Raw genomic sequence first — 16,151 nt, 5'->3', positions numbered from 1 at the left:
CCTACGCCGCGGCCTGAAGCCGCCAAGGCTCCAAGCATAGCTTCAGCGGACGGTCAGTGCCTCGAGCTTGCCGCTGTTGCCGAAGACGTAGATGGTGTCGCCGACCACAAGTGGGCGGGCGCGCAGGCCATCGCTGTCGATACGCTCACGGCCGACAAAGCGGCCATCGACCTGGCTCAGCAGGTGCAAGTAACCCTCGAAGTCACCCACAGCCACGTAGCTGGAGAACACTTCAGGCGCGGTCAGCTGACGGCGGGCCATCGAATCGTTGGTCCACAGCGCGCTGGAGGAGCGCTCGTCGACACTTTCAACGGTACCGCTGGCTTCGCTGACATAGACGTTGCCGAAACCCTGGGCGACACCCACGTAGCTGGAAGCATCGCGCTGCCACAGCACACGGCCGCTTTCCAGGTCCAGGCCCGCCACGCGGCCCTGGTAAGTGCTGACGTACAGGGTACCACCGGACAGCAGCAGACCGCCGTCGATGTCGACCACGCGGTCCAGCTCGGAACGGCCCTGCGGGATGGCCACGCGGCTTTCCCACACTGGCACGCCGTTGTTGATGTCTACCGCCACCACCTTGCCCGTGGACAGGCCGGCCACGGCCAGACGGTTGGTGGCGATCGGCGCGCCGGTACCACGCAGGGTAAGCACGGCCGGGGTGTTTTCATAGATCCAGCGGCGGTCGCCAGTGGCGGCATCCAGGCCGATCAGGCGGTCGTCCTGGGTCTGTACCACCACAACGTCGCCGTTGTTGGCCGGTGGCGCCAGCACTTCACTGGTAACACGCGAGCGCCAGCGCTCTTCGCCCGTGCTGGAATCCAGCGCGATGACTTCACCCTTGAGGGTGCCGAGCATCACCAGGCCGTAGCCTACGCCGACAGCGCCGGAGACCGGCAGCTCGAGGTCCTTCTTCCACACCACGTCACCGGTGATGCGGTCGAGGGCGAAGACTTCGCCATTGACGTCGGAGGCGTAGATACGGTCGTTCTCGATTGCCGGAACCAAGGTATTGTAGGTTTCACCCTGGCCGTCACCGATCGAACGGCTCCACTGCTTCTTCAGCACCACTTCCTCGGTGAACTTGGTCAGCTCGGCCGGAGGCAGTTCCTTCTTGCTGTTGCTGCTGCAACCTGCGGCCAGCACGGCCAGGGTCAGCACTGCTGCTTGTTTCCAACCGATCACTTACGCGTCCCCTTTGGCCAGGTCATCCAGCTTCAGTTGCAGGCCACCGACTGCTGCTTCATCAGACAGCGCGGCCTTGGCTTTCTCGTAGGCACTGTGGGCATCGTCGCCACGACCCAGTTGCACCAGCAGATCACCTTTCAGTTCCTCACGGCTGGCCAGGAATGCCTTGTCGGCGTCACCGTCGAGCAGCTTGAGGGCTTCTTCGGCCTTGTTCTGGGCGGCGAGCACGCGAGCCAGGCGCTGGCGCGAGATTTCGCCCAGGGTGACATCGGCCGGCTTGTCCAGCACGCTTTTCAGCTCGGCAGCAGCGTCGTCGAGCTTGCCGCTCTCGACCGCGACCTTGGCCACGAACAGGCTGCCGTACTGGGCGTACGCAGTACCGCCGAACTCGCTCTTGAGCTTGCCGGCCAGCTCCGCGACCTTGGTTGCGTCTGGCTGGCCATTCGGCGTCAGGCTGGTCTCAAGCAGGGCCTGATACAGCTGCGAGGCACCTTGCGACTGGTTGCTCTGGTACTTGTGCCAGGTATTCCAGCCCAACACCACCACGCCAGCCAGCAGGGCACCGGTCAGCAGCGGCTTGCCGTTGCGGTTCCACCAGTCCTTGACCCCTGCCAGTTCATCATCGGTACTCGACACCCCAATACTCCTTTTCGCCTATTCGCTTGTTGAACCGCGTTACGCCTGAGCGATCGCGGTTTCCAGGTGCTCAGCCAGAGCATCCCAGGCAATGTTCTGTTGTTCGCCCTGCCCACGCAGGGGCTTCAAGCCGATCTCTTGCTTGGCCAGTTCGTCGTCGCCGAGGATCAGGGCGAACAGTGCGCCGCTCTTGTCGGCTTTCTTGAACTGGCTCTTGAAGCTGCCTCCGCCGGCGTTGACCGCCAGGCGCAGGCCCGGCAAGCGATCGCGCAGGCCTTCGGACAGGCGCAGGCCGGCCAGCTCCGCCTGCTCGCCGAAGGCGCACAGGTAGACGTCGATGGTGCGGTTGATCGACTCGGGGACCTTGCCAAGGGTTTCCAGCAGCAGGATCAGGCGCTCGATGCCCATGGCGAAACCAACGCCAGGGGTCGGCTTGCCGCCCATCTGCTCGACCAGGCCGTCGTAACGGCCACCGGCGCAGACGGTGCCCTGGGCACCGAGCTTGTCGGTGACCCACTCGAACACGGTCTTGCTGTAGTAGTCCAGGCCACGGACCAGCTTGGTGTTGATCACGAACGGAATGCCAGCGGCGTCGAGGCGTGCCTTGAGGCCCTCGAAGTGCACGCGGGAATCTTCGTCCAGATAATCTTCCAGCTTCGGTGCGCCGACCAGCACCGCCTGGGTACCCTGGTCCTTGCTGTCGAGGATACGCAGCGGGTTGCTCTTGAGGCGACGCTGGCTGTCTTCGTCGAGCTGCTCCAGGCGCGCCGAGAGGAACTCGACCAGCGCGTCACGGTAACGGGCTCGGGCTTCGCTGGTGCCCAGGCTGTTGAGTTCGAGCTTGACCGCATCCTGGATGCCCAGCAGGCCCCACAGGCGCCAGGTCAGCATGATCAGCTCGGCGTCGATGTCCGGGCCGTCCAGGTTGAACACTTCCACACCGATCTGGTGGAACTGCCGATAGCGGCCCTTCTGCGGGCGCTCGTGGCGGAACATCTGGCCGATGTACCAGAGCTTCTGCACCTGGCCGTTGCCGGTGATGCCATGTTCCAGCACAGCCCGCACACAGGCGGCGGTGCCTTCTGGGCGCAGGGTGAGCGAATCGCCGTTGCGGTCCTCGAAGGTGTACATCTCTTTTTCGACGATGTCGGTGACTTCACCAATGGAGCGCTTGAACAGCTCGGTGAACTCGACGATCGGCGTGCGGATCTGGCTGTACCCATAGGTGTCCAGCAGGCCGGCGACGGTGCCTTCGAAGTAGCGCCAGAGTGGCGACTGCTCTGGCAGGATGTCGTTCATGCCACGGATGGCTTGCAGCGATTTGCTCACGAAAAGTCCTTACGAATCTGTGTGTCAGCTGCGGGCGATCAGCGCCGCGTCAGCCTCGACCTTTTCGGCCGCTTTCTGGCGGATGAGCTTTTCCAGCTCATCGACCAGGTTGTCATTGGTCAGCTTCTGCGCCGGCTTGCCGTCGATGTAGACCAGGTTCGGCGTACCACCGGTCAACCCCACGTGGGACTCCTTGGCTTCGCCAGGGCCGTTGACCACGCAACCGATCACCGCCACGTCCAGCGGCACCAGCAGGTCTTCCAGGCGCCCTTCGAGCTCGTTCATGGTCTTGACCACGTCGAAGTTCTGCCGCGAGCAGCTCGGGCAGGCGATGAAGTTGATGCCCCGCGAACGCAGGTGCAGCGACTTGAGGATGTCGTAGCCGACCTTCACTTCCTCGACCGGGTCGGCCGCCAGCGAGATACGAATGGTATCGCCGATGCCTTCGGCCAGCAGCATACCGAGGCCGACGGCAGATTTCACTGTCCCCGAGCGCAGGCCTCCGGCTTCGGTGATCCCCAGGTGCAGCGGCTGGATGATCTGCTTGGCCAACAGGCGATAGGCCTCGACGGCCATGAACACGTCGGAGGCCTTGACGCTGACCTTGAAGTCCTGGAAGTCCAGACGATCAAGGTGCTCGACGTGACGCAGGGCCGACTCGACCAGCGCGGCCGGGGTCGGCTCACCGTACTTCTTCTGAAGGTCCTTCTCCAAAGAACCGGCGTTGACGCCGATGCGGATCGGGATACCACGGTCGCGGGCAGCGTCGACCACCGCGCGCACGCGGTCTTCACGGCCGATGTTGCCCGGGTTGATGCGCAGGCAGTCGACGCCAAGCTCGGCCACGCGCAGGGCGATCTTGTAGTCGAAATGGATATCGGCAACCAGCGGCACGCTGACCAGCTGCTTGATCTTGCCGAACGCCTCTGCGGCGTCCATGTCCGGTACCGAGACGCGGACGATGTCGACGCCGGCATCGACCAGGCGCTGGATCTGCGCCACGGTAGCCAACACATCGTTGGTGTCGGTGTTGGTCATGCTCTGCACCGCGATGGGGGCATCACCACCCACCGGCACATTGCCGACCCAGATTTTGCGGGATTCGCGACGTTTGATCGGAGATTCGCCGTGCATGACTTACTGTCCCAACTTCAGGCGAGCGGTCTCGCCACTGGTGAACGGGGCAACATCGACGGCCTGGCCGTTGTAGCTGACCTGGGCGCCACGGGCAAAGCCCAGGCGGACCGCGAACGGCGGCTTGCCGGTCAGCTCGAGGTTGTCCCCCTTGCGCTTGATGGCGCTGAACAGCACCTTGCCGTTGCCATCGGACACCTGGGTCCAGCAATCGGCGGTGAACTGGATTGCAACCTTGGCGCTGCCGGCCGGCACGGCCACAGGCGCGGCAGGCTCAGCGGCGGTGGCCGGCACGCTGGCGACTGGCGCGGCCGACGTTAACGGTGCCACCGGAGCCGCAGGGGCCGGGGCGGGCGCGGCAGCATGGACCGGTGCCTGCTGCACCTGAACAGGAGCAGGCGCGGGTGCAGGGGTAGCAGTCGCAGCCGGGGCGGCCTCGCTGGTGGTTTCGGCTGCCGCCTCGGCGGGGGCCTGCTCCAGCGCCAGCGGTGCGCTTTCAGGCTGCTGGCCCGCGGTCACTGCCTGGTCTTCAGGTTCGTCCAGCGGATGAATCTGGGTGGTGCCGTCGGCACTTTCGACTTCCACGTGCTCCAGCGCCATCTTGGCCAGGTCCTTGCCTTTCAAGCTGCCCTGATCCTGCCACCAGATGAAGCTGCCGCCGACCACTGCAACCAGAAGCAGCAAGGTGACGCCACGCATGATGTTGTGGGAAAGCCGCACCGGCTCTTCGATACGGCCCAGGGAGTGCACATCACTGCCCTTGGCATGAGTACCGGTGTACTGGTCGAAGGCCTCGACCAGCGGCGCCTGGTCCATGTCCATCAACTTGGCGTAGGCGCGGATGTAACCACGCGCGAAGGTATGCCCTGGCAGCTTGTCGAAGGCACCGGTTTCCACGTGGTTCAGCGAACTTACGGTGAGGTTGAGCTTGCGGGCCACCTCGGCTTGCGACCACTCCCGTTTCTCGCGGGCCTGGCGCAACAGCTCACCGGGGTTCTGGCCAGTCGCTGCTGCTACTTCGGGATGCGCGGCTTTCATCGTTGCTCCGACAGGTATTGCTGATATTCCGGCGTACCGGGATAAAGTCGTTGTAATTGCTGGCCCAGATCGGCCAGGGTGCCCTGCTCGCCGAATACCCGGGCAAGGCGGCTGCCCAGCAAAAGGCTACGGGCGTTGTGATCGCTCAATTGGCTGAAACGATCGTAGTAATCCCGGGCTGGCACATAATGCCTGTTTTCGAAGGACAACTCAGCCATTTCCAGCAGCGCTCTGGGCTGGCGTCGGTCGAGTTGCAGGGCCTTGGTCAGATACGCATGTGCCTGATCGCGCTTGTCGAGCTCCAGGGCCGTCAGGCCAAGGTTCTCGTACACCCGCGAACGCTCAGGATACAGGGTATCGGCACTGGCCAGGCGAAACATCTGCTCGGCTTCGGCGAAACGTTGCTGAGCATATAGGAAACTGCCGTAGTTGTTGCGAATTCGCGTATCACCCGGGCGGGCTGCAAGGGCTTTCTCGAAGTGCGCCTGGGCAAGAGCTGGCTCGCCTTCGGCCTGGAACACCAGGGACATGGCGGCGTGAGCGTCGGCATCCGCAGCATCCAGCGCCAAGGCCTTGGCCAAGGGGGCCTTGGCCTGCTGGGTCAAACCTTGTTGCAAATAACCCAGGCCAAGCTGCGTATAGGCATGCGCTGCCTCTGCCCGCCCCTGACGGTTGGCCAGGGGATCGCTCGCGCCGCCCGACACGCAGCCGGCGAGCAGCGAAAGCGCAAGGATCGACAGCGCGGCGCGCAGGCTCATGGCAAGGCCAGACTCAGTGACGCACGGCGCTGTCTTGCAGCTCGGCGTCAGCGGACAGCTGGCGGACGGCGATGTAACGCTCGCTGCGGCGGGTGCGGTCGTTGACCTGGCCGACCAGCTGACCACAGGCGGCGTCGATATCGTCGCCACGGGTGGTACGGGTGGTAACGTTGAAACCACCGTGGTGCAGCAGGTCCTGGAAGCGGCGGATGGCGTTGTTGCTCGGCCGCTCGTAACCCGAATGCGGGAACGGGTTGAATGGGATCAGGTTGATCTTGCACGGTACGTCGCGCAGCAGCTCGATCATCTGCGCCGCATGCTCGGGCTGGTCGTTGACGTCCTTGAGCAGGGTGTACTCGATGGTCAGCACGCGCTTGCCGCCCAAGGTCGACATGTAGCCCATGCACGACTCCAGCAGCATCTTCAGCGGGTACTTCTTGTTGATCGGCACCAGCTGGTTGCGCAGTTCGTCGTTCGGCGCATGCAGCGACAGCGCCAGGGACACGTCGATGTGCTTGGCCAGTTCGTCGATCATCGGCACCACGCCCGAGGTGGACAGGGTGACGCGACGCTTGGAAATGCCATAGCCCAGGTCATCCATCATGATGTGCATGGCGGCAATGACGTTGTCGAAGTTCAGCAGGGGCTCGCCCATGCCCATCATGACCACGTTGGTAATTGCGCGGTCGATCTTGGCCGGGACGGTCCCGAAGGATTTGTTCGCAAGCCACACCTGGCCGATCACCTCGGCGGCGGTGAGGTTGCTGTTGAAGCCTTGCTTGCCGGTGGAGCAGAAACTGCAGTCCAGGGCGCAGCCGGCTTGCGACGAGACGCAGAGGGTACCGCGGTCGTCGGTAGGGATGTAGACGGTCTCGACGCAGCTGCCGGAGGCAACGCGGATCACCCATTTGCGGGTGCCGTCGGCGGAAATGTCTTCACTGACCACTTCCGGGGGGCGAATCTCGGCAACGGCCTCGAGCTTTTCGCGCAAGACCTTGCCTACGTTGGTCATGGCCGCAAAGTCGGACACGCCAAAATGGTGAATCCATTTCATCACCTGGCCGGCACGGAAGCGCTTCTCGCCTATCGAGTCGAAGAACTTTTCCATTTCCGGCTGGGTCAGCCCCAACAGGTTGATTTTGCCAGTAGATGTCGTCATGGATTCACCCTCACCCGTAAGCTTTCGCTTAGCGAGTGGTTACCTCGGTAGCAGCGAAGAAGTAAGCGATTTCGCGAGCAGCAGCAGCTTCGGAGTCCGAACCGTGAACGGCGTTGGCGTCGATCGATTCTGCGAAGTCAGCACGGATGGTGCCAGGAGCAGCTTCTTTCGGGTTGGTAGCGCCCATCAGCTCACGGTTCAGAGCGATGGCGTTTTCGCCTTCCAGAACCTGAACAACGACCGGACCGGAAGTCATGAAGGCAACCAGGTCAGCGAAGAAGCCGCGCTCTTTGTGCTCGGCGTAGAAGCCTTCGGCTTCGGCTTTGGACAGTTGCTTGATTTTCGAGGCAACGATTTTCAGGCCAGCTTCTTCGAAGCGGGTAGTGATCTTGCCGATGACGTTCTTGGCAACGGCGTCAGGCTTGATGATCGAGAAAGTACGTTGAACAGCCATGGAAAACTCCAGAATATTGAGTGTTACGAAAAATTAAACCCGCGAATTATACGCGGGTTCCAGGGGATTGCCTAACCTGCAGCGTCACGCTTAGTCGGCTTCTTCGATCCAGGCCGCCTGGATGGCCTCTAGCACTTTCTCACCGCCACGTGACGGATCGTCGCTGAACTCTGGCAGGGCCAGCACCCAGCGGTGCAGATCGACGAAATTCACATATCTAGGATCGACGTCCGGCTTGCTTTCCGCAAGCTGGATGGCGATCTCAAGTACATCAATCCATTTCAGGCTCATCGGGCAAACCTCAGTGCGGCGCTTCGGCAGCGTGGTTGAGCGAATACTTAGGAATCTCGATGGTGAGGTCATCCTCACCGACGATCACCTGGCAGGCCAGGCGCGACTGCGCCTCCAGGCCCCAGGCCTTGTCCAGCATATCCTCTTCCAGCTCGTCGGCTTCCTCGAGCGAGTCGAAGCCTTCGCGCACGATGCAGTGGCAGGTGGTGCAGGCGCACACACCGCCGCACGCGCTTTCCATCTCGATGTGGTGCTCGTGGGCCAACTCCAGGATGTTGGTTCCTGGCTCTACCTCGACCACCAGCCCGTCCGGGCAGAACTTCTCGTGCGGCAGGAAAATCACCTGGGGCATCGGTTACTCCTCGATCTCATTCAGGTTGCGCCCGGCCAGTGCGGCTTTGACCGTCGAATCAAGGCGGCGGGCGGCAAAGGCATCGGTCACCTGCGACAGACGCTTGGTCTGCTGCTCGATGGCTGCGCCATCGGTGCCGCTGAGCAAATCACGCAATTCTTGCATCTGATACTCGATGGCGACCCGCTCGTCTTCGCTGAGCAGGCGGTCACCGTCGGCATCCAGGGCGCCCTGCACCGCTTCGAGCAGGCGTTCGCCGTCAACCTGATGCTCACGCAGCTGGCGCGCCTGCTTGTCGGAACCGGCGTGCTCGAAGGAATCCTTGAGCATGCGGGCGATCTCGCCGTCGGTCAGGCCGTAGGACGGCTTGACCTGAATGCTGGCCTCAACGCCCGAACCCAGTTCACGGGCAGCAACGCTGAGCAGGCCGTCGGCGTCGACCTGGAAGGTCACGCGTATCTTGGCGGCGCCAGCCACCATGGCTGGAATGGCGCGCAGCTCGAAGCGCGCCAGGGAGCGGCAATCGCTGATCAGCTCGCGCTCGCCCTGCAGAACATGGATCATCATGGCCGACTGGCCATCTTTGTACGTGGTGAATTCCTGGGCACGGGCCACCGGAATGGTGGTGTTGCGCGGGATCACCTTCTCCATCAGCCCGCCCATGGTCTCGAGACCCAGGGACAGCGGGATGACATCGAGCAGCAGCAGTTCGCCACCTTCGCGGCGATTGCCGGCCAGGGTATCGGCCTGAATGGCCGCGCCGATGGCCACTACCTGGTCAGGGTCGATCGAAGTCAGCGGGGTGCGACCAAACAACGCACCGACAGCTTCCCGAACACGCGGCACGCGGGTCGAACCACCGACCATCACCACTGCGCCGACCTCCTCCAGCTCGATGCCACTGTCGCGCACGGCGCGGCGGCAGGCTTTCAGGCTGCGGGCAACCAGGGGCTCGATCATGGCTTCGAAGGCGGCGCGGCTCAGCTCGCCCGCCCAGGCGCCGTGGCTGACACGGACGGTGTCGGCATCGGTCAGGGCTTCCTTGGCTGCGCAGGCAGCCTGCAGCAGCTGACGCTGGGTGGCCGGATCGAGATCGGCGGACAGGCCGGCCTGCTCGATGATCCAGCCAGCAATGGCGTGGTCGAAGTCGTCGCCACCCAGCGCGGTATCGCCACCGGTGGCCAGCACTTCGAACACGCCGGCAGTCAGGCGCAGGATGGAAATATCGAAGGTGCCGCCACCCAGGTCATAGATGGCCACCAGGCCTTCGGCGTTCTGGTCCAGGCCATAGGCCACGGCCGCGGCGGTCGGCTCGTTGAGCAGGCGCAGCACGCTCAGGCCGGCCAGGCGTGCGGCATCCTTGGTAGCCTGGCGCTGGGCGTCGTCGAAATAGGCCGGCACCGTGATCACCGCGCCCACCAACTCGCCACCCAGGGTGGCTTCGGCACGCTCGCGCAGCACCTTGAGGATGTCGGCGGACACTTCCACCGGGCTTTTCGGCCCTTGGACGGTGTCGATGAACGGCATGTGCGACTCACCGCCGATAAAGCGGTACGGCAGTTGCTCACCAAGCTGCTTGACGTCTGCCAGGCCACGGCCCATCAGGCGCTTGACCGACAGCACGGTGTTCAGCGGGTCGCTGGAAGCTGCATCGCGCGCGGCCAGGCCGACTTCGCTGTGGCCAGCCAGGTATCGCACCGCCGAAGGCAGAATGACGTTGCCCTGCGCATCGGGCAGGGGCTCGCTGCGACCGCTGCGCACGGCAGCGACCAGTGAATTGGTGGTACCCAGGTCGATCCCCACCGCCAGGCGACGCTGGTGTGGCTGAGGGCTTTGACCGGGTTCGGCGATCTGCAGTAGGGCCATGCTTATCTGAATACCTTAGGCGTCATCACGGGCGACACCGGGTTAATCGTCGAGGCGCTCTTCCAGTTGGCGCACTTCTTGGGCGAGCTTGTCGAGGAACTGCATGCGGCGCATCAGGCGCTCGGCCTTGTCGCGCTCGGCAGGCAGGTCCCAGCAGGCGGCGAAATCCTCGTTGAGCGTGTCCTGGGCGACCTTCAGGCGCTTCTTGAACACCGCCACGCCATCGAGGTCGGCTTCGTCCTGCAGCTCTTCGAGCTCCTCGCGCCATTGCATCTGCTGCATCAGGAAATCAGGGTCATGGACCGTGACTTCCTGGGGCACTTCGTGGCCACCGATAGCCAGCAGGTAGCGGGCACGGCGCGGCGCACTGCGCAGGGTCTGGTAGGCGTCGTTGAGAGCCGCCGACTTTTCCAGCGCTACCCGCTGCTCGCGCTCGGAGGCGTCGGCGAAGCGGTCCGGATGGACCTCGCGCGCCAGCTCGCGGTAGCGAGTGGCCAGTTTGTCGAGGTCCAGGCGGAAGCTGGGTTGGAGGTCAAACAGAGCGAAATGACAAGGAGTACCCACGGCCAGCCTCAGACGTTGAAGCTTTCGCCGCAGCCACACTCACCGCGCACGTTGGGGTTGTTGAACTTGAAGCCTTCGTTCAACCCTTCCTTGACGAAGTCCAGCTCGGTGCCATCGAGGTAGACCAGGCTCTTGGGATCGATGATCACCTTGACGCCATGGTTCTCGAACACCTGGTCCTCTGCGGCCAGCTCGTCGACGAACTCCAGCACGTAGGCCAGGCCCGAGCAGCCGGTGGTGCGCACGCCCAGGCGAATGCCCTCACCCTTGCCGCGCCCGTCGAGGGAGCGGCGAATGTGGTTGGCGGCGGCTTCTGTCATGCTGATAGCCATCGGAACTCCTTGACTCTTACCTTGCAACGGGCGGCTTAGATCAAGCCTTTCTTCTGCTTGTAGTCGCGAACGGCTGCCTTGATGGCATCTTCGGCGAGTACCGAGCAGTGGATCTTCACTGGCGGCAACGCCAGTTCTTCCGCCAGCTGGGTGTTCTTGATGGTTTCGGCTTCATCCAGGGTCTTGCCCTTCATCCACTCGGTGGCGAGGGAGCTGGAAGCGATGGCCGAACCGCAGCCGTAAGTCTTGAACTTGGCGTCTTCGATGATGCCTTGCTCGTTGACCTTGATCTGCAGACGCATCACGTCACCGCACGCAGGGGCGCCGACCATGCCGGTACCGACATCCGGGTCCTCGGCGTTCATCTTGCCGACGTTGCGTGGGTTTTCGTAGTGGTCGATGACCTTTTCACTGTATGCCATGGTGCAATTCCTTCCTCATCAGGGAGCCGCTCTTGCCGGCGACTGCTTAGTGGGCGGCCCACTCGATCTTGGAGATGTCAACGCCGTCTTTGTACATGTCCCACAGCGGCGACAGCTCACGCAGTTTGTTGACGGCCATGCAGACTTGCTGCGCGGCGTAGTCGACTTCTTCTTCGGTGGTGAAACGGCCGAAGGAGAAGCGGATCGAGCTGTGCGCCAGCTCGTCGTTGCGGCCCAGAGCGCGCAGTACATACGACGGCTCGAGCGAAGCGGAGGTACAGGCCGAACCGGACGATACGGCGATGTCCTTCAGGGACATCAGCAGCGACTCGCCTTCGACGTAGTTGAAGCTCAGGTTCAGGTTGTGCGGCACGCGGGCAGTCTTGCTGCCGTTGACGTACAGCTCTTCGAGGTCCGAGACCTGATTGAAGAAGCGGTCGCTCAGGGCCTTGATGCGCACGTTCTCGGCGGCCATTTCCTGCTTGGCGATGGCGAAGGCCTCGCCCATGCCGACGATCTGGTGAGTCGGCAGGGTGCCCGAACGCATGCCGCGCTCATGGCCACCGCCGTGAATGATGGCTTCCAGACGCACGCGCGGCTTGCGGCTGACGTACAGCGCACCGATGCCTTTAGGGCCGTAGACCTTGTGCGCCGAGAACGACATCAGGTCGACCTTCAGCTTCTGCAGGTCGATTTCGACCTTGCCAGCGGACTGGGCGGCATCGACATGGAACAGCACGCCGCGTGAACGGGTCAGCTCACCGATGGCGGCGATGTCGTTGATCGAGCCGACTTCGTTGTTCACATGCATCAGCGAGACCAGGATGGTGTCGTCGCGCAGGGCGGCTTCGACCATGGCCGGGGTGACGATGCCGTCTTCGCCAGGTTCCAGGTAGGTGACTTCGAAACCTTCGCGCTCGAGCTGGCGAGCGGTATCCAGGACCGCCTTGTGCTCGATCTTGGAGGTGATGATGTGCTTGCCCTTGGTCTGATAGAAGTGCGCCACACCTTTCAGGGCGAGGTTGTCGGACTCGGTGGCACCGCTGGTCCAGACGATTTCGCGCGGGTCGGCGTTGATCAGCTCGGCAACCTGGCGGCGGCCGTTCTCGACCGCTTCCTCGGCCTTCCAGCCGAACACGTGGGAACGGGAGGCCGGGTTACCGAAGTTGCCGTCGACCAGCAGGCAGTCGGCCATCTTCTGGGCGACACGTGGGTCGACCGGCGTGGTAGCGGAGTAATCGAGGTAGATCGGCAACTTCATGGGTATCTCCTATCAGGCGGTGGCGTCGCTCGTCACTGTTAAGCGGTCAGTCGACGGCGGACGTCTCAATCTTGTCCAGCAGGGCGGTACGGCCTGCGACACGCCGCAGGTCCTGGCGCTGGGCGACTTCCTGCACCTCACGGCGCATGACAAGGTCAGCCAGGCTGATGCCACTGAGGAATTCGTGAATCTGCTGGCTGAGGTCGCACCACAGGTGGTGGGTCAGGCAGGTGTCACCGGCATGGCAATCCCCGAGGCCCTGGCAACGGGTGGCATCGACCGACTCGTTGACCGCGTCGATGACCTGGGCCACCTGGATGGTTTCCATGCCGCGCGACAGCTGGTAGCCACCGCCCGGACCGCGCACACTGGAAACCAGGCTGCTGCGGCGCAGCTTGGCGAACAGCTGTTCCAGATAAGAGAGGGAAATGCCCTGGCGCTCGGAAATGTCGGCCAAAGACACCGGCCCATGCTGCGCGTGCAATGCCAGGTCGAGCATGGCAGTGACGGCGTATCGGCCTTTGGTAGTCAGTCGCATGGCTAATGGGTACCACGGGAGTTACGGGATGTGTGCGAGTATGCGATTCCCGAGCATTTAAGTCAACTATTAGACCTACTGCTTTAGTCGGGTTTGCATCAGGGAGGCGGGCGCGAGTGTAGCAGCAATGGGGCGCGAGCACACGCCCCATATGTCAGAGTGACTTCACTGCGACGCAATCAATGCGACTGAGTGTCGCGCTGGGCCGCCTGGGTTTCGACCGCGAAGTCATCTTCCGGCAACTTCGGCAGCTCCTTGGCACAATAGTCACTGCCCATCTTGGTCAGCGCTCCACACATACCCTCCAGACGCTCGTCGACCGCCTGCAGATGATCAAGCATCTGGCCGATGGCACGGGCTACCGGGTCCGGCATGTCACCGCTGACGCCGTAGGCATCGAAGCCGATCTTCTCGGCCATGGCCTTGCGCCTGGCCTCGAGTTCGGTGTCCTCGCTGTTCCTGACGATGATCCGCCCCGGGATGCCAACCGCAGTAGCGCCGGCCGGAACCGCCTTGGTCACCACGGCATTGGAGCCGATCTTGGCCCCGGCACCGACAGTGAACGGGCCAAGCACCTTGGCACCCGCCCCTACCACCACACCGTTTTCCAGGGTCGGGTGACGCTTGCCTTTGTTCCAGCTGGTGCCGCCCAGGGTCACCCCCTGATAAAGAGTGACATCGTCGCCGATCTCGGCGGTTTCACCGATGACGATACCCATGCCGTGGTCGATGAAGAAGCGCCGACCGATGGTCGCGCCGGGATGGATCTCGATACCGGTCATCCAGCGACCGAAGTTCGACACCAGGCGCGCCAGCCACTTGAAGTCACGCTTCCACAAGGCATTGCCCAGGCGATGCAGCCAGATGGCGTGCATGCCCGGATAGCAGGTCAGCACCTCGAAGGCGTTGCGCGCCGCCGGGTCACGATGGAATACGCTCTGGATATCTTCACGCAGACGTTCGAACATCTGTCAGTCCTTCCGTTTATGCGGCTCACCCCGGGCGACCTTCTGGGTCTCGGTGAGGATGCCGCGCAAAATGCTCATTTCCGAACGATTTACCGAGCTGCGCCCGTACAGCCGGCGCAGGCGCGGCATCAGGTGCTTGGGCTTCTCGGGGTCGAGGAAGCCGATGTCCACCAGGGTTTTCTCCAGGTGTTCGTAGAACAGCTCCATTTCGTCCATGGTCGCCAGCTCGTTGCTGCGCAGCGAGTTGGCGTCGAACTTCTCGACCTTGGTAGGCGCGCCTGCCGCTGCCAGCCAGGCCATGCGCACCTCATAGGAGAGCACCTGGACTGCGGCGGCAAGGTTCAGCGAGCTGAAGTCGGGGTTCGAGGGAATGTGCACGTGGAAGTGACATCGCTGCAGTTCTTCGTTGGTCAGGCCGGCGTGCTCACGCCCGAACACCAGGGCGATCTCTTCACCACCGTTGGCGTGCTCCACGGCCTTGGCCCCGCATTCGCGCGGGTCGATCAACGGCCAGGGGATGCTGCGCTCACGAGCACTGGTGCCCATGACCAGATTGCACCCGACCAGCGCGTCCTCAAGGCTGTCGACCACCTGGGCATTGGCCAGGATATCGTCGGCGCCCGAAGCCCGCGCGGAGGCGTCGCCGGACGGGAACTCTTTTGGCTGCACCAGCACCAGACGCGACAAGCCCATGTTTTTCATGGCACGCGCAGCGCCGCCGATGTTGCCGGGGTGGCTGGTATTGACCAGAACAACACGAATATTTTGCAGCAAGGTGTTGTGCTCTCAGATGCAGGTTTGGGGGAAAACGATCTTACAGAACCGACCAGCGTAACGCCACGAAAGCAAATGTGACACTTCTGCCGCCAAACTTTTCTGCTAGAATGTTCGGCTTTCTTCTTTAACATCTCCAGGTGACCCGCCCATGCAGCCTATGCTGAATATCGCCCTGCGCGCCGCTCGCAGCGCCAGTGAACTGATTTTCCGCTCCATCGAACGCCTGGATAGCATCAAGGTCGACGAGAAAGAGGCCAAGGACTACGTCTCCGAAGTGGATCGTGCCGCCGAGCAGAGCATCGTCAACGCCCTGCGCAAGGCCTACCCGAACCACTCCATTCAAGGTGAAGAAACCGGCCTGCACGCCGGCACCGGCGAAGAAGGCAAGGACTATCTGTGGATCATCGATCCGCTGGACGGCACCACCAACTTCCTGCGTGGCATCCCGCACTTCGCTGTCAGCATCGCCTGCAAATACCGTGGCCGCCTCGAGCATGCCGTGATCGTCGACCCGGTTCGCCAGGAAGAATTCACCGCCAGCCGCGGCCGTGGCGCCCAGCTCAATGGCCGTCGCCTGCGCGTCAGCTCGCGCACCAGCCTGGACGGCGCCCTGCTGGGCACCGGCTTCCCGTTCCGTGACAACCAGATGGCTGACATGGACAACTACCTGGGCATGTTCCGCGCCCTGACTGGCCAGACCGCCGGCATCCGCCGCGCCGGCTCCGCCAGCCTGGACCTCGCCTACGTGGCCGCCGGCCGTTTCGACGCCTTCTGGGAGTCGGGCCTGTCCGAGTGGGACATGGCGGCAGGCGTGCTGCTGATCCAGGAAGCCGGTGGCCTGGTGAGCGACTTCAACGGTGGCCATGACTTCCTCGACAAGGGCCACATCGTTGCAGGCAACATCAAGTGCTTCAAGGCCGTACTGACCGCTATCCAGCCACACCTGCCAGAGAGCATGAAGCGCTAAGCGCGGATTGCAGGCATAAAAAAAGCACCCCTCGGGGTGCTTTTTTTATGCCTTTGTCCCGCCATACGCGACCCTGTAGGAGCGGCCTTGTGTCGCGAAAGGGCTGCGAAGCAGCCC

Annotated in this window: 19 protein-coding genes; 1 reads left to right on the top strand and 18 read right to left on the bottom strand. The window is 63.0% G+C overall.

Features of this window, described 5'->3' with window-relative positions; genetic code table 11:
* Positions 1–42: 42 nt before the first annotated feature.
* The 18 genes from bamB to trmJ form a co-directional block, all read right to left on the bottom strand.
* A complete protein-coding gene (bamB, locus tag APH33_RS24245; RefSeq protein WP_054887574.1) occupies positions 43–1,185 on the bottom strand; it encodes an outer membrane protein assembly factor BamB in 1,143 nt (380 codons plus the stop codon).
* The gene (locus APH33_RS24240; RefSeq protein ID WP_054887573.1) at positions 1,186–1,824 is read right to left on the bottom strand and encodes a tetratricopeptide repeat protein; all 639 of its coding nucleotides are present in this window, start codon (positions 1,822–1,824) and stop codon (positions 1,186–1,188) included.
* 39 nt (positions 1,825–1,863) lie between these two features.
* On the bottom strand, positions 1,864–3,153 hold the full coding sequence (gene hisS, locus APH33_RS24235; RefSeq protein ID WP_054887572.1) for a histidine--tRNA ligase: 1,290 nt from the start codon (positions 3,151–3,153) through the stop codon (positions 1,864–1,866).
* 24 nt (positions 3,154–3,177) lie between these two features.
* Positions 3,178–4,287 carry a flavodoxin-dependent (E)-4-hydroxy-3-methylbut-2-enyl-diphosphate synthase gene (gene ispG / locus APH33_RS24230; protein WP_054887571.1) on the bottom strand — a complete coding sequence of 370 codons (1,110 nt, stop codon included), beginning with the start codon at positions 4,285–4,287 and terminating at the stop codon, positions 3,178–3,180.
* A 3-nt stretch (positions 4,288–4,290) separates the two neighbouring features.
* Positions 4,291–5,325: a RodZ domain-containing protein gene (locus tag APH33_RS24225; RefSeq protein WP_054887570.1), complete on the bottom strand. Its 1,035-nt coding sequence runs from the start codon at positions 5,323–5,325 to the stop codon at positions 4,291–4,293.
* A complete protein-coding gene (gene pilW / locus APH33_RS24220; RefSeq protein ID WP_054887569.1) occupies positions 5,322–6,083 on the bottom strand; it encodes a type IV pilus biogenesis/stability protein PilW in 762 nt (253 codons plus the stop codon). The genes APH33_RS24225 and pilW overlap by 4 nt, the downstream gene beginning before the upstream one ends.
* A 13-nt stretch (positions 6,084–6,096) precedes the next feature.
* Entirely contained in the window at positions 6,097–7,242 is a 1,146-nt protein-coding gene (gene rlmN, locus APH33_RS24215; protein ID WP_054887568.1) for a 23S rRNA (adenine(2503)-C(2))-methyltransferase RlmN, read from the bottom strand.
* A 28-nt stretch (positions 7,243–7,270) separates the two neighbouring features.
* On the bottom strand, positions 7,271–7,696 hold the full coding sequence (gene ndk / locus APH33_RS24210) for a nucleoside-diphosphate kinase (RefSeq protein WP_054887567.1): 426 nt from the start codon (positions 7,694–7,696) through the stop codon (positions 7,271–7,273).
* A gap of 90 nt (positions 7,697–7,786) precedes the next feature.
* Positions 7,787–7,987 carry a Fe-S cluster assembly protein IscX gene (gene iscX / locus APH33_RS24205; RefSeq protein ID WP_023382209.1) on the bottom strand — a complete coding sequence of 67 codons (201 nt, stop codon included), beginning with the start codon at positions 7,985–7,987 and terminating at the stop codon, positions 7,787–7,789.
* A 10-nt stretch (positions 7,988–7,997) separates the two neighbouring features.
* Complete coding sequence (gene fdx, locus APH33_RS24200) at positions 7,998–8,339, bottom strand: ISC system 2Fe-2S type ferredoxin (protein ID WP_054887566.1); 342 nt, start codon at positions 8,337–8,339, stop codon at positions 7,998–8,000.
* A gap of 3 nt (positions 8,340–8,342) precedes the next feature.
* Positions 8,343–10,205 (bottom strand): Fe-S protein assembly chaperone HscA, encoded by a 1,863-nt coding sequence (gene hscA, locus APH33_RS24195; protein WP_054887565.1) that lies wholly within the window; start codon positions 10,203–10,205, stop codon positions 8,343–8,345.
* Positions 10,206–10,247: 42 nt separating this feature from the next.
* Complete coding sequence (hscB, locus tag APH33_RS24190) at positions 10,248–10,769, bottom strand: co-chaperone HscB (protein ID WP_054887564.1); 522 nt, start codon at positions 10,767–10,769, stop codon at positions 10,248–10,250.
* 8 nt (positions 10,770–10,777) lie between these two features.
* Positions 10,778–11,101, bottom strand: a complete 324-nt coding sequence (iscA, locus tag APH33_RS24185; protein ID WP_023630636.1) for an iron-sulfur cluster assembly protein IscA — start codon at positions 11,099–11,101, stop codon at positions 10,778–10,780.
* Between the two features lie 35 nt (positions 11,102–11,136).
* Positions 11,137–11,523, bottom strand: a complete 387-nt coding sequence (iscU, locus tag APH33_RS24180; protein WP_007929523.1) for a Fe-S cluster assembly scaffold IscU — start codon at positions 11,521–11,523, stop codon at positions 11,137–11,139.
* Between the two features lie 46 nt (positions 11,524–11,569).
* Positions 11,570–12,784, bottom strand: coding sequence for an IscS subfamily cysteine desulfurase (locus APH33_RS24175; protein WP_054887563.1), 1,215 nt, complete (start codon positions 12,782–12,784; stop codon positions 11,570–11,572).
* A gap of 46 nt (positions 12,785–12,830) precedes the next feature.
* On the bottom strand, positions 12,831–13,322 hold the full coding sequence (iscR, locus tag APH33_RS24170) for a Fe-S cluster assembly transcriptional regulator IscR (protein ID WP_054887562.1): 492 nt from the start codon (positions 13,320–13,322) through the stop codon (positions 12,831–12,833).
* A gap of 179 nt (positions 13,323–13,501) precedes the next feature.
* The gene (gene cysE / locus APH33_RS24165; protein WP_054887561.1) at positions 13,502–14,290 is read right to left on the bottom strand and encodes a serine O-acetyltransferase; all 789 of its coding nucleotides are present in this window, start codon (positions 14,288–14,290) and stop codon (positions 13,502–13,504) included.
* Positions 14,291–14,293: 3 nt separating this feature from the next.
* Entirely contained in the window at positions 14,294–15,064 is a 771-nt protein-coding gene (gene trmJ / locus APH33_RS24160) for a tRNA (cytosine(32)/uridine(32)-2'-O)-methyltransferase TrmJ (RefSeq protein ID WP_054887560.1), read from the bottom strand.
* 151 nt (positions 15,065–15,215) lie between these two features.
* Here trmJ and suhB point away from each other — a divergent pair, with 151 nt between their 5' ends.
* Positions 15,216–16,034, top strand: a complete 819-nt coding sequence (gene suhB, locus APH33_RS24155; RefSeq protein ID WP_054887559.1) for an inositol-phosphate phosphatase — start codon at positions 15,216–15,218, stop codon at positions 16,032–16,034.
* Positions 16,035–16,151: the final 117 nt, after the last annotated feature.

Origin of the sequence: Pseudomonas sp. NBRC 111130, assembly GCF_001320485.1 — a bacterium.
In the GTDB taxonomy this organism is placed as follows: Bacteria; Pseudomonadota; Gammaproteobacteria; order Pseudomonadales; family Pseudomonadaceae; genus Aquipseudomonas; species Aquipseudomonas vlassakiae.
This window is presented reverse-complemented; position numbering and strand designations above follow the sequence as displayed.